This is a genomic window from Streptococcus sp. 20925_1_24 (genome assembly GCF_041432335.1).
GTDB classification, from domain to species: Bacteria; Bacillota; Bacilli; order Lactobacillales; family Streptococcaceae; genus Streptococcus; species Streptococcus mitis_BM.
Genome location: NZ_JAPVZM010000011.1, coordinates 1 through 13,224, shown reverse-complemented (window position 1 = coordinate 13,224; position 13,224 = coordinate 1). Strand labels below are relative to the sequence as shown.

Genomic DNA, 13,224 nt, shown 5'->3' with positions numbered 1-13,224 from the left:
ATTAGTCTTCGATGTTTCTTGCTTCGTTGATACCGCTGGCTAAAGATTCCATTAAGGATAGTTCTTTGTCTGTAAAGCTATCCATGTATTTCTCTATCTGTAATCGTCGGGTGCTTTTTACCAAGTTATTAGCAGGTAAGAAAAATTCATCAACGGAAACATGAAGTAACGATACAAGGTCATAAAGAACTTGTATGCTGGGGTGTTGCCCTTTATTTTCAATATTAGTTAAGTACCGTGGGTCAATTTCAATCAATGCTCCCACTTGTTCACGAGTTAAACCTCGTTTCAATCGAGCTTCTTTAATGGCTAAACCAAAGGCTCTAAAATCATATTTATCTTCTTTTTTACGCATAGTAGACCACCTCTATACATTTTATTGTTCCTACTGAATTAAAAACAGGTATAGAAAAACGTGTTATATGGTTTATAGGTTTATATTTAATAAAAAGCACTACTAAACGCCAATAAAAAAAACCGTTATATGGTAGTGCTATTTACGCTGTTAAAATATTGTATATTACTTCCAAATGGCGGTTTGTTGGAGGTCAACGTCGCCATGAAGTACATCATATACAATAAATTTCCTTACATTGGGTTCTTGTCAAAAAAAGTCGTCTATCTGCAATAGATAAGTACGTCCACCAATGTGGTTTTATAAATCATATAGATAGAATAACAGAAGCATGTAAACAGAGAAATAAATCTGTTTATATGCTTTTTTGGCTATTCAGAACTTTTTTACAAAGTTTATTTATCAGTAATGCAACAAATCCCCCTTTCACATTGGGACTAAGAGTGAAAGGAGATAAACGAGCAAGGCTCACTTCCTTTCCTAGACAGAAAGGGGGTGAGAAACATGAAACCATCTTCTTTTCAGACCACAATAGAAAATCAGTTTGACTATATCTGTAAACGTGCTATGGAAGACGAGCGAAAGAATTATCTGCTTTATCTTTCAAGGATCGCAAAGCGTGAAGTGTCCTTTTCTGATGTTGGCGATTATCTTGTTAGCCAGTTTGCGACAACAGATAACTATTCAACTGACTTTCAGATTTTTACACTCAATGGAATATCAGTTGGTGTTGAAAATGATTTATTGAGTGAAGCATTACGTGAGTTGCCAGACAAGAAACGTGAAATTCTACTGCTGTTTTACTTTATGGACATGAGCGATTCAGAAATTGCAGACCTGTTGAAATTGAACCGTTCTACTGTCTATCGGCATAGAACCAGTGGACTAGCCTTAATCAAAAAGTTTATGGAGGAATTTGAAGAATGAAAACACAATATCCTATGATTCCCTTTCCTCTCATTGTAAAGGCAACAGATGGCGATACAGAAGCGATTAACCAGATTCTACATCATTACAGAGGGTACATAACGAAACGTTCCCTACGACTTATGAAAGATGAATATGGCAATCAAAGTATGGTCGTTGATGAAGTCTTACGTGGAAGAATGGAAACCAGACTGATTACAAAGATTCTGTCATTTGAAATTAAGTAATAACCTCTCTCTTTTCGTGGAAGCGTGCCATACTATTCCACGCTTCCCGAACAGGGAGGTTTGTTATTCCATCAAAGCATATTGAGCTTTCAATGTGTTTTGATAGGCTAACGAGCCATTGTTCTTTGAAAACTGAATAAAAGTAATTGAATACGTTTCGATAAGAAAAGAGCCAACGGAGCTAACCGCCATGACCTATCTTCTAAAGATAGCGAGCGTTTCAGTTAGTGTTCCGAAAAACAATCTTTAGCAGGATTGCCAGCGACGACTTTCTTATCGTGATAATGATACTCCCATACAGTCAATAGTCCGAGCGTTAAAAGCGTCGCAGGCAATGAGTATGGCTACATGAGAACCATGCAGGGGTGGAACTCCCGTGAGCTTTGCTAGAGCTGTTCGATTGCTGGTAAAACAACTTTTATGAAATCCAAATAAGTGATTTGGAAAGGAGGATTTTATGAAGCAGACTGACATTCCTATTTGGGAACGTTATACCCTAACCATTGAAGAAGCGTCAAAATATTTTCGTATTGGCGAAAACAAGCTACGACGCTTGGCAGAGGAAAATAAAAATGCAAATTGGCTGATTATGAATGGCAATCGTATTCAGATTAAACGAAAACAATTTGAAAAAATTATAGATACATTGGACGCAATCTAGCGTCGCCAAAGGGTCTTGTATATGATAAAATAGTATTAAGTCGTATCAAGGCTCTTTCCATAAAGGAAAGGAGCAAATGCCATGTCAGAAAAAAGACGTGAAAATAAAGGTCGAATCTTAAAGACTGGAGAGAGCCAACGAAAAGACGGAAGATACTTATACAAATATATAGATTCATTTGGAGAACCGCAATTTGTTTACTCGTGGAAACTTGTGGCTACAGACCTAGTACCAGCAGGAAAGCGTGATTGTATCTCACTTAGAGAGAAAATCGCAGAGTTACAGAAAGACATTCATGATGGTATTGATGTTGTAGGAAAGAAAATGACACTCTGCCAGCTTTACGCAAAACAGAACGCTCAAAGACCAAAGGTTAGAAAAAACACTGAAACTGGACGCAAATATCTTATGGATATTTTGAAGAAAGACAAGTTAGGTGTAAGAAGTATTGACAGTATTAAGCCATCAGACGCTAAAGAATGGGCTATTAGAATGAGTGAAAATGGTTATGCTTATCAAACCATCAATAACTACAAACGTTCTTTAAAGGCTTCATTCTATATTGCTATACAAGATGATTGTGTTCGGAAGAATCCATTTGACTTTCAACTGAAAGCAGTTCTTGATGATGATACTGTCCCTAAGACCGTACTAACAGAAGAACAGGAAGAAAAACTGTTAGCCTTTGCAAAAGCTGATAAAACCTACAGCAAAAATTATGATGAAATTCTGATACTCTTAAAAACAGGTCTTCGTATTTCAGAGTTTGGTGGTTTGACACTTCCAGATTTAGATTTTGAGAATCGTCTTGTCAATATAGACCATCAGCTATTGAGAGATACTGAAATTGGGTACTACATTGAAACACCAAAGACCAAAAGTGGCGAACGTCAAGTTCCTATGGTTGAAGAAGCCTATCAAGCATTTAAGCGAGTGTTAGCGAATCGAAAGAATGATAAGCGTGTTGAGATTGATGGATATAGTGATTTCCTCTTTCTTAATAGAAAGAACTATCCAAAAGTGGCAAGTGATTACAACGGCATGATGAAAGGTCTTGTTAAGAAATACAATAAGTATAACGAGGATAAATTGCCACACATCACTCCACATAGTTTGCGACATACATTCTGTACCAACTATGCAAATGCAGGAATGAATCCAAAGGCATTACAGTACATTATGGGACATGCTAATATAGCCATGACGCTGAACTATTACGCACATGCAACATTCGATTCTGCAATGGCAGAAATGAAACGCTTGAATAAAGAGAAGCAACAGGAGCGTCTTGTTGCTTAGTAGTACAAATGAATTTACTACTTATTTACCACTTCTGACAGCTAAGACATGAGGAAATATGCAAAGAAACGTGAAGTATCTTCCTACAGTAAAAATACTCGAAAGCACATAGAATAAGGCTTTACGAGCATTTAAGAAAATATAAAAAGATAATTAGAAATTTATACTTTGTTTCAAAGAAAAAAGATAGTAAACGCTTTCACACTCCAACTAAATATTGTATAATAATTATATTCAATATTACGTCACTAACAGATGAAAAAAGGAGGTTTTAGCATGAAAAAAATCATCTTCATCAAAACCATTGAGCTCCTTGCCATCGATGGAATTATGCTGGCATTTTTGACATTTAAAGAGGGGCTCACTTGGGATTGGATTTTAATTTATAGTGGTTGGCTCATTTTCTTTCACCCTGTGCTATTGGCCTATCTTTCAAACCAGCTTTGTGACCACTTTAGTCACCTCTATTCCCAGATTAGACCAAAATTCTGGCATTTTGCCTTACAAATCCTTCTATGGGATAGCCTGATGATTCTCTCCTTGATATGTTTGAGTGGTGTGCCACTTCTCCTTCAGGGAACTCTCCTAATCCTAGGACATCTCATCTCTTCCTATCGCATAAGCCAAAGACTGAAAAGAGACTTCCCAAAAGCCTATCAAGAAACGATTTCATTTTGGAGTATTTTATGATAGATGAGAAAAACCAAGCCGACTGGGCTTGGTCTTTCTTATCTATTTTTAGTATCTAGGATAATGGTAACTGGTCCGTCATTGACCAGCTCAACTTGCATATCCGCTCCAAAGATACCTGTCTGAACGGGTACTTCTTGCGCTAATTTTTGATTGAAAGCGTCATAGAAGTCTGATGCCATATCAGGCTTGGCTGCACCTGTAAAGGCTGGACGATTGCCTTTCTTAGTATCCGCAAAGAGGGTAAACTGAGAAATAGAAAGGAGTTCTCCTTCAATATCTTTGACAGACAGGTTCATCTTGCCTTCTGCGTCTGAAAAAATCCGCATATTGACAAGCTTTCTCACAGCATAGTCCAAATCTTCCTCTTGGTCCTCTGGTCCAACACCAACCAGCAATAAGAGGCCTTGGTTGATTTTCCCCTGCACCTGACCTTCGATACTTACTTGGGCTTTTGTAACCCGTTGGATAATGATTTTCATAATAGCCTTTCTAGTAAGAGCTAGGGCAATTAACCGTTAGTCCGTTTGACAGAATAGACTTCTGGCACACTCTTAATCTTATCTACGACAGTAGTCAGTGTAGAGAGGTTGGCAATGCCGAAGGACACATGGATATTAGCAAATTTCATATCCTTGGTTGGTTGGGCGTTGACCGTTGAAATATTCTTGGTTGTGTTTGAAAGAACTTGCAGTACATCGTTCAATAATCCTGTACGGTTGAGGCCGTAAATATCGATATGGGCCATATACTCCTTATTTGAGCTAGAGTACTGGTCTTCCCATTCCACATCAAGGAGACGTTGCTCATAGTTTTCTTGGGCACGCAGGTTCATACAGTCCACACGGTGAATAGCCACACCACGCCCCTTGGTAATGTAGCCAACAATATCGTCACCCGGAACAGGATTACAACACTTGGCAATCCGCACTAGGAGACCAGAGGCTCCTTCAATGACCACACCACCCTCATGCTTGACCTTGAGGGTTTCTTTGTTTTCAACCTTGATCTCGCCACCTTTGACAAGTTCTTCTGCTTCCGCCTTAGCCTTGGCACGCTCTTCTTCACGGCGTTCCTTTTCAGTCAGACGGTTAAAGACGGTAATAGCACCGATTTCTCCAAAACCGATGGCCGCAAAGAGGGATTCTTCTGTCTTGTAGCTAGTCTTTTGTAGAACTTGGTCCATGTGGCGCTTGTCCATGAATTTATTGGCCACATAGCCATTTTCTTGGAACTGAGCCATCAGCATTTCACGACCCTTGTTGACAGACAATTCCTTATCTTGATTTTTAAAGAACTGACGAATCTTGTTACGAGCCTTGCTGGTCTTGACCATATTGAGCCAATCACGGCTCGGTCCAAAGGAGTTAGGGTTGGTGACAATTTCAACCTGATCCCCTGTCTTGAGCTTGGTTGTCAGTGGAACCATACGGCCATTGACCTTGGCACCAGTTGCTTTTTCCCCGACTTTTGTATGGATTTCGTAGGCAAAGTCAATCGGTCCTGAATCTTTTGGAAGGGAACGGACAGCTCCATCTGGGGTAAAGACGTAAATCTCCTCAGCCAAATAGTTTTCCTTGACAGAGTCCACAAATTCCTTGGCATCATCAGCCTGGTCTTGAAGCTCCATCATCTCCTTGATCCAGTTCATCCCAATAGCCGATTCCTTGCTGTTAACCTGTCCCTTAACACCTTTCTTATAAGCCCAGTGAGCCGCAACCCCGTACTCAGCCACCTCGTGCATGGCTTTAGTTCGAATCTGGAACTCAATCGGTCCTTTTGGCCCATAGACAGTCGTATGGATAGACTGATAACCATTGGCCTTGCGGTTAGCGATATAGTCTTTGAAACGACCAGGCATGGGTTTCCAAAGTTCATGCACGTAACCAAGCATGGCATACACATCACTTTGGGTATCCAAAATACAACGAATGGCAATTAGGTCATAGATTTCCTCAAACCGTTTTCTCTTATCCTGCATTTTGCGGAAAATAGAGTAAATATGCTTGGGACGACCGTAAATCTTCCCTTTCAAGTGACGATCCGTCGTATAGTCTTCTAATTTTGTGACTACCTCATCCACCAAGGCTTCACGCTCTCTGCGCTTTTCCTTCATCATATGGGTAATCTTGTAAAACTCTGTCGGATTGAGATAACGGAAAGACAGGTCTTCCAATTCCCATTTGACACTGGAAATCCCCAAACGGTGGGCAAGTGGGGCATAGATCTCCATGGTTTCTTTAGAAATGCGCTCCTGCTTGTCTTTTCGAAGGTGTTTCAGGGTCCGCATATTGTGCAAGCGGTCAGATAGTTTGACCAAGATAACGCGGATGTCCTCAGACATGGCCATGAGCATCTTGCGATGATTTTCAGCCAACTGCTCCTCGATCGATTTGTACTCGACCTTACCAAGTTTGGTAACCCCATCGACGATTACCCTCACATCGGGACCAAACTCTCTTTCCAAATCGTCCAAGGTCGCATCTGTATCTTCTACCACATCATGCAAGAAACCACAGGCAACCGTTACAGCATCCAACTTGAGCTTGGCTAAAATACCTGCCACTTGGATAGGGTGAATAATGTAAGGTTCGCCAGATTTTCGATACTGGCCACTGTGGCATTCAACAGCATAAACCAAGGCCTTATGGACAAAATGGACATCCTCTTCCGTTAAATATTCTTTGGTTAAGGCGACAACTTCTTCGCCTGTTAAATTCACTTCTTTTGGCATCTCTACTCTCCAATTCTTCCTACCATTTTATCACTTTTTTAAGAATATGAAAACTAGATTGGAACAGAATAGGAAAAAAATAATCCAGAATTGCTTGATAATTCTGAATTATTAGTCTATAATATATTACGAAGTTAGATTTTAAACTTAGGTGATAGAAGGAGAGATAGAGAAACGGAAACCATATTGTAACCCAAAGACTTTCTGACTTCCCCAATTCCATTGAATATACGAAAGATAAACGGTGGAACTCGTGTCACATACACTGGTACCTTGACTGGATTTTAGAATTAAAATCCTCAAGATACTTTCTTTTATCCTTTAGTTTATAAGGAGAACACCTATGAAAAAAACTGCTATTTCTATCTTTGCTCTCCTAGTGTTAGGAGTTAGCTGCCTGTTCCTATTCAGCCAGCAAAGTTATAAAAAAACAGTCGTTCAATACTATGCTAACGACCAGAACCTACCCAATAGGATAATTTATAGTGAATATAGCGATAAACGAGAAGCTAACTACGGTGGCACTCTAAACATCACATCTATCAAACAAGCTAATGACGGAGTTTATGCAACCTATGAAGGGCAATTGACACCTCTCCAATATTGATAAATTGATAACCAGCCTGTCTTCATCCAGTCATGCTGGTTTTTAAGTTCATTCTAAATCCTTACCTATTCTCCCTAACTGTGCTATACTTATCTTAGTACATTCTTTGAGATTGGAACTAGTATGAAAATCCATAAAACCGTGAATCCTGTTGCCTATGAAAACACCTATTACCTAGAAGGTGAAAAGCACCTTATCGTGGTAGATCCTGGCAGCCATTGGGAAGCCATTCGTCAGACAATAGAAAAGATCAACAAACCGATCTGTGCCATTCTATTGACCCACGCCCATTATGACCATATCATGAGCTTGGACTTGGTTCGTGAGACTTTTGGCAATCCTCCTGTCTATATCGCAGAGAGTGAAGCCAGTTGGCTCTACACTCCTGTCGATAATCTCTCTGGGCTACCTCGCCACGATGATATGGCGGATGTGGTCGCAAAACCTGCTGAACACACTTTTGTCTTTCATAAAGAATACCAATTAGAGGAATTTCGTTTCACCGTCTTGCCAACACCAGGTCACTCTATCGGCGGCGTTTCTATCGTCTTTCCTGATGCTCACCTAGTCTTGACAGGAGATGCTTTGTTCCGTGAAACAATCGGGCGGACCGACCTTCCAACTGGTAGTACGGAGCAACTTCTCCATAGTATCCAAACCCAACTTTTCACTCTACCAAACTACGATGTCTATCCAGGGCATGGTCCAGCTACTACCATCGCTCACGAAAAGACCTTCAATCCTTTTTTCTAGTAAAATAATGACAATCAATTTCGCAATTTAATACTCAATGAAAAACAAAGAGCAAACTAGCCGCAGGTTGCTCAAAGCACCGCTTTGAGGTTGCAGATAAAGCTGACGTCGGTGAAGAGATTTTCAAAGAGTATAAGTAAACTATACAGCAATTCTTTCCATTATAAAAGGCATCCTATCAAGGCTTTCACACCTGATTGGATGCCTTTTTCTTATGACTAGATTTTTTGCATTACCAAATAATCACGCGCTCTTCTGGTGAACGCCACATACCGTCTCCTTCTTTGACATCATAGGTTGTAAAGAAATCATCGAAGTTTGGTACTTGCACATTGACACGGAGTTTGGCTGGTGCGTGCACATCGACGCTAGCCAAAAGTTTCATAAATTCTGGACGACCTTTCATGCGCCAGATGCGACCGAAGTTGTAGAAGAACTCTTCTGCTGAGAAGTCTGGTTCTCTCTTAGCTGCTTCAAGCGCTGCTGCGATTCCTCCCAAGTCAGCCACATTTTCTGATACAGTCAATTTACCGTTGATGGTTGCTCCATAAGAATCCTGTCCATCAAACTGGTCAATAACTTTTTGTGTTTTCTCCTTGAAGGCAGCATAGTCGCTCTCTGTCCACCAATCCTTGAGGCTACCATTTTCATCAAAGGATGCTCCGTTGGTATCAAAGGCGTGGGAAATTTCATGGGCAATAACTGCCCCAATACCACCGTAGTTAGCAGAAGATGACTGATGCAAGTCATAGAAAGGTGCTTGTAAAATAGCTGCTGGAAAGACAATTAGGTTCTTCTGTGGATTGTAGTAAGCATTGACCATATGAGCAGGCATGCCCCACTCCTTGTAGTCTACAGGCTGGTTCCACTTGCTCCAACTGTGCTTGATTTCCACACGCGCAAAGGATAGAGCATTGTCAAAAAGGCTAGCCGTTTCATCCACTACCTTGTCCTTGTAGCGTTCTGGCAATTCTTCTGGGTAACCGATATAAGGCTTGATGACATTGAGTTTGACGATGGCCTTGTCACGAGTTTCAGGAGTCAGCCAGTCATTTTTAGCCAAACGTTCCTTATAGACATCAATCATGGTTGCCACTTTTTTCTCTACGTCTGCCTTGGCTTCTGGAGAGAATTTTTCATGGGCATACCAGAGACCCAAGGCTTGTTTGAAAGGACCTTGTGCTAGTTGATAAGCCGCCTTGACCTTGTCTTTGGCTTCTGGAACTCCTGAAAGCGCACGGCTATAGGCACCTGACAAGACACGAATTTCTTCTGTTAAATAGCTGGTTGAGAGATTAACAACACTTAAAATTAAGGTTGCCTTAAGGAGAGGCCATGCCTCTTCACTATAGAATCGCTCTGCTGCTTGCCAGAAACGTTCCTCATCTACAATAACCTTGTCTGGCACTTGTCCAAGAACGGCTTGGAAGAAGTCATCCAAAGGTAGGGCAGGCGCAAATTTCTTGAAATCTTCATAAGAATATGGATGGTAGAGTTTAGCATATTCTGAACTTTCTTCATTAGAGAGCACCACTGCCGCAACTCGACGGTCCAATTCTAGTCTTTTCTCTAACAAGTCTTCAATTTCTTCATCAGAGAAATCATATGCCTTGAGAAGATTTGCACTGCTTTCTTTCCAAAGAGTCAAGAGCTCTTCGCGCTGAGGATGGTCTTCAGCATAGTAGGTCGTATCTGGCAGAATTGTGCTTGGAGCACTAGCCCATAGAACATTGATTCTAGCATCCATAAAGTCTGGCGATACACCAAAAGGAAGGAAGTTCGGTTTTCCTGCAAGTTCAAACTCTGCTAGTCTAGCTGTAAAATCCGCAAAAGTCTCTAATTCTTGGAATACTTTAAGGAGTGGTAAGACAGGTTTGATACCGTCAGCTTCTCTCTTGTCAAAATCGCGAACTAGGCGGTGGTATTTGACAAAGTTTGCCAAGATAGTATCCTCAGGCACCTCTTCTCCTGCCAACCACTTGTCTGTTGTCGCCAGCATCAGGTCTTCAATTTCCTGATCTAAATCAACAAAACCTCCCGTTTGAGACTTATCTACTGGGATTTCAGCTGTCTTCTGCCATTCTCCATTGATTGCATCATAAAAATCATCTTGATAACGTGTCATCGTGTTCTCGCTTTCATTTGTACTTGTTTTTAGCTTAACAAAAATTACCTTGGAATGCAATTAAAAATGAACTTTCCTTTTCCATCATTTTTCAGTTATTATTTTAATTTTTTTAAAAATTAACTTGACTTAATTTTTTTTTTAATGTATATTAAGAGGCAGGAGGAATACAAGTTTATGATACGTATCGAAAACCTTAGTGTCTCCTACAAAGAAACGTTGGCACTTAAGGATATTTCACTAGTGCTCCAAGGACCAACAATTACCGGAATCATTGGTCCAAACGGTGCTGGGAAATCAACATTATTAAAAGGTATGCTGGGAATTATCCCACATCAAGGTCAGGCATTTCTCGATGACAAGGAAGTTAAAAAATCCTTACACCGAATTGCCTATGTCGAACAAAAAATCAATATCGACTACAACTTTCCCATCAAGGTCAAGGAATGTGTCTCGTTAGGACTCTTTCCCTCTATCCCTCTCTTTCACAGTTTAAAGGCTAAACATTGGAAGAAAGTGCAAGAAGCCCTTGAAATCGTCGGTCTAGCTGACTATGCTGAACGGCAAATCAGTCAACTGTCTGGAGGTCAGTTCCAGCGGGTCTTGATTGCCAGATGTTTGGTTCAGGAAGCCGACTATATCCTCTTGGATGAACCCTTTGTTGGGATTGACTCTGTCAGTGAGGAAATCATCATGAATACGCTGAGAGATTTGAAAAAAGCTGGTAAGACGGTTCTCATCGTTCACCACGACCTCAGCAAGGTTTCCCACTACTTCGATCAAGTCTTACTTGTCAATCGAGAAGTGATTGCCTTTGGTCCGACCAAAGAAACCTTTACCGAAGCCAATCTCAAAGAAGCTTACGGTAATCGACTCTTTTTCAATGGAGGTGACCTATGATTGCAGAATTTATCGATGGATTGCAAAAATTCCATTTCCTACAAAATGCCTTGATAACAGCTATTGTCGTCGGGGTCGTAGCTGGAGCTGTGGGATGTTTCATCATTCTACGTGGGATGTCACTCATGGGAGATGCTATTTCACATGCTGTCTTACCAGGTGTAGCCCTCTCCTTTATCTTGGGAGTTGACTTCTTTATCGGAGCCATTGTCTTTGGATTGCTAGCTGCTATCATCATTACCTACATCAAGGGGAACTCGATTATCAAAAGCGATACCGCCATCGGCATTACCTTTTCTTCTTTCTTAGCCCTCGGTATCATCTTGATTAGTGTCGCTAAAAGTTCAACTGACCTTTTCCATATCCTTTTTGGTAATATTCTAGCCGTCCAAGATACGGATATGTTTATCACTATGGGCGTAGGGGCGGTCATTCTCTTGTTAATCTGGATTTTCTTCAAGCAACTCTTGATAACTTCCTTTGATGAACTTCTGGCTAAAGCCATGGGAATGCCTGTCAATTTCTATCACTACCTCCTCATGATACTCCTGACTCTCGTGTCTGTGACAGCCATGCAAAGTGTTGGAACTATCCTGATTGTAGCCATGCTGATTACCCCAGCTGCAACTGCTTATCTGTATGCTAATAGCCTGAAAAGTATGATTTTCCTTTCCTCAACCTTTGGAGCTACAGCTTCAGTTTTGGGACTCTTTATTGGCTATAGTTTAAACTTAGCAGCTGGTTCTAGCATCGTACTTACAGCTGCTAGCTTCTTCTTAATCAGTTTCTTTATCTCTCCTAAACAACGATATTTGAAACTGAAAAATAAACATTTGTTAAAATAAGGGGCAAAACCCCAATAAATTGGAGGATCTAATGAAAAAATTAGGTACATTACTCGTTCTCTTTCTTTCCGTTATTGCTCTTGTAGCATGTGCTAGCGGAAAAAAAGATGCAGCTTCTGGTCAAAAACTAAAAGTTGTTGCTACAAACTCAATCATCGCTGATATTACTAAAAATATTGCTGGTGACAAGATTGATCTTCACAGTATCGTTCCGATTGGACAAGACCCACACGAATACGAACCACTCCCTGAAGATGTTAAGAAAACTTCTGAGGCTGACCTCATTTTCTATAACGGTATCAACCTTGAAACAGGTGGCAATGCTTGGTTTAGCAAATTGGTAGAAAATGCTAAGAAAACTGAAAACAAAGACTACTTTGCAGTCAGCGAAGGCGTTGATGTTATCTACCTTGAAGGAAAAAATGAAAAAGGTAAAGAAGACCCACACGCTTGGCTTAACCTTGAAAATGGAATTATCTTTGCTAAAAATATCGCCAAACAATTGAGCGCTAAAGATCCTAACAACAAGGAATTCTATGAAAAAAATCTCAAAGAATATACTGATAAGTTAGACAAACTTGATAAAGAAAGTAAGGATAAATTTAATAACATCCCTGCTGAAAAGAAACTCATTGTAACCAGCGAAGGAGCATTCAAATACTTCTCTAAAGCCTATGGTGTCCCAAGTGCCTACATCTGGGAAATCAATACTGAAGAAGAAGGAACACCTGAACAAATCAAGACCTTGGTTGAAAAACTTCGCCAAACAAAAGTTCCATCACTCTTTGTAGAATCAAGTGTAGATGACCGTCCAATGAAGACTGTCTCACAAGATACAAATATCCCAATCTACGCACAAATCTTTACTGACTCTATCGCAGAACAAGGTAAAGAAGGCGACAGCTACTACAACATGATGAAATACAACCTTGACAAGATTGCTGAAGGATTGGCAAAATAATACTCTTCGAAAATCTCTTCAAACTACGTCAGCTTCCATCTGCAACCTCAAAACAGTGTTTTGAGCAACCTGTGGCTAGCTTCTTAGTTTGCTCTTTGATTTTCATTGAGTATAAGACTCTGAAAAACGTCATTCTCACA

At 40.4% G+C, this 13,224-nt stretch carries 14 protein-coding genes and 1 pseudogene; 10 read left to right on the top strand and 5 right to left on the bottom strand.

Annotation, left to right across the window (positions count from 1 at the left end; genetic code table 11):
- Nucleotide 1: 1 nt before the first annotated feature.
- Nucleotides 2-355 carry a helix-turn-helix transcriptional regulator gene (locus tag O3650_RS06620; RefSeq protein WP_001227347.1) on the bottom strand — a complete coding sequence of 118 codons (354 nt, stop codon included), beginning with the start codon at nt 353-355 and terminating at the stop codon, nt 2-4.
- A gap of 504 nt (nt 356-859) precedes the next feature.
- Here O3650_RS06620 and O3650_RS06615 point away from each other — a divergent pair.
- Nucleotides 860-1,282, top strand: a complete 423-nt coding sequence (locus O3650_RS06615; protein ID WP_100104352.1) for a sigma-70 family RNA polymerase sigma factor — start codon at nt 860-862, stop codon at nt 1,280-1,282.
- Nucleotides 1,279-1,509, top strand: coding sequence for a helix-turn-helix domain-containing protein (locus O3650_RS06610; RefSeq protein ID WP_000857133.1), 231 nt, complete (start codon nt 1,279-1,281; stop codon nt 1,507-1,509). Before O3650_RS06615 ends, O3650_RS06610 begins: the two co-directional genes overlap by 4 nt.
- Nucleotides 1,510-1,733: 224 nt before the next feature.
- On the opposite strand, the pseudogene O3650_RS06605 reads toward O3650_RS06610, so the two are convergent.
- Nucleotides 1,734-1,983 (bottom strand): annotated as a pseudogene (locus O3650_RS06605) (hypothetical protein).
- Here O3650_RS06605 and O3650_RS06600 point away from each other — a divergent pair.
- The 3 genes from O3650_RS06600 to O3650_RS06590 all read left to right on the top strand — a co-directional run bounded on the left by O3650_RS06600 (nt 1,967) and on the right by O3650_RS06590 (nt 4,159).
- A complete protein-coding gene (locus O3650_RS06600) occupies nt 1,967-2,170 on the top strand; it encodes an excisionase (RefSeq protein ID WP_000814511.1) in 204 nt (67 codons plus the stop codon). The pseudogene O3650_RS06605 and the gene O3650_RS06600 overlap by 17 nt on opposite strands.
- Before the next feature lie 81 nt (nt 2,171-2,251).
- Nucleotides 2,252-3,469, top strand: coding sequence for a tyrosine-type recombinase/integrase (locus tag O3650_RS06595; RefSeq protein ID WP_371491819.1), 1,218 nt, complete (start codon nt 2,252-2,254; stop codon nt 3,467-3,469).
- A 276-nt stretch (nt 3,470-3,745) separates the two neighbouring features.
- Nucleotides 3,746-4,159 (top strand): hypothetical protein, encoded by a 414-nt coding sequence (locus O3650_RS06590; protein ID WP_078465556.1) that lies wholly within the window; start codon nt 3,746-3,748, stop codon nt 4,157-4,159.
- Nucleotides 4,160-4,197: 38 nt separating this feature from the next.
- On the opposite strand, the gene dtd is transcribed toward O3650_RS06590, so the two are convergent.
- Nucleotides 4,198-4,641, bottom strand: coding sequence for a D-aminoacyl-tRNA deacylase (dtd, locus tag O3650_RS06585; RefSeq protein ID WP_016397432.1), 444 nt, complete (start codon nt 4,639-4,641; stop codon nt 4,198-4,200).
- A 29-nt stretch (nt 4,642-4,670) separates the two neighbouring features.
- The gene (locus tag O3650_RS06580) at nt 4,671-6,893 is read right to left on the bottom strand and encodes a bifunctional (p)ppGpp synthetase/guanosine-3',5'-bis(diphosphate) 3'-pyrophosphohydrolase (protein WP_269798492.1); all 2,223 of its coding nucleotides are present in this window, start codon (nt 6,891-6,893) and stop codon (nt 4,671-4,673) included.
- Nucleotides 6,894-7,272: 379 nt separating this feature from the next.
- On the opposite strand from O3650_RS06580, the gene O3650_RS06575 reads away from it, so the two are divergent.
- Entirely contained in the window at nt 7,273-7,500 is a 228-nt protein-coding gene (locus tag O3650_RS06575) for a hypothetical protein (protein ID WP_308301159.1), read from the top strand.
- 123 nt (nt 7,501-7,623) lie between these two features.
- A complete protein-coding gene (locus O3650_RS06570; RefSeq protein ID WP_371491818.1) occupies nt 7,624-8,253 on the top strand; it encodes an MBL fold metallo-hydrolase in 630 nt (209 codons plus the stop codon).
- Nucleotides 8,254-8,485: 232 nt separating this feature from the next.
- Here the strand turns inward: O3650_RS06570 and pepO are convergent, their stop codons facing one another.
- Nucleotides 8,486-10,378 carry an endopeptidase PepO gene (gene pepO, locus O3650_RS06565; protein WP_261077319.1) on the bottom strand — a complete coding sequence of 631 codons (1,893 nt, stop codon included), beginning with the start codon at nt 10,376-10,378 and terminating at the stop codon, nt 8,486-8,488.
- Between the two features lie 177 nt (nt 10,379-10,555).
- Here pepO and O3650_RS06560 point away from each other — a divergent pair, with 177 nt between their 5' ends.
- From O3650_RS06560 to psaA, 3 genes are read left to right on the top strand one after another with little or no spacing between them, the layout of a single operon-like run.
- Nucleotides 10,556-11,278 carry a metal ABC transporter ATP-binding protein gene (locus tag O3650_RS06560; RefSeq protein WP_371491817.1) on the top strand — a complete coding sequence of 241 codons (723 nt, stop codon included), beginning with the start codon at nt 10,556-10,558 and terminating at the stop codon, nt 11,276-11,278.
- Nucleotides 11,275-12,123 carry a metal ABC transporter permease gene (locus tag O3650_RS06555; protein WP_000559791.1) on the top strand — a complete coding sequence of 283 codons (849 nt, stop codon included), beginning with the start codon at nt 11,275-11,277 and terminating at the stop codon, nt 12,121-12,123. The genes O3650_RS06560 and O3650_RS06555 overlap by 4 nt, the downstream gene beginning before the upstream one ends.
- A 31-nt stretch (nt 12,124-12,154) precedes the next feature.
- The gene (gene psaA / locus O3650_RS06550) at nt 12,155-13,084 is read left to right on the top strand and encodes a metal ABC transporter substrate-binding lipoprotein/adhesin PsaA (protein ID WP_000733069.1); all 930 of its coding nucleotides are present in this window, start codon (nt 12,155-12,157) and stop codon (nt 13,082-13,084) included.
- Nucleotides 13,085-13,224: the final 140 nt, after the last annotated feature.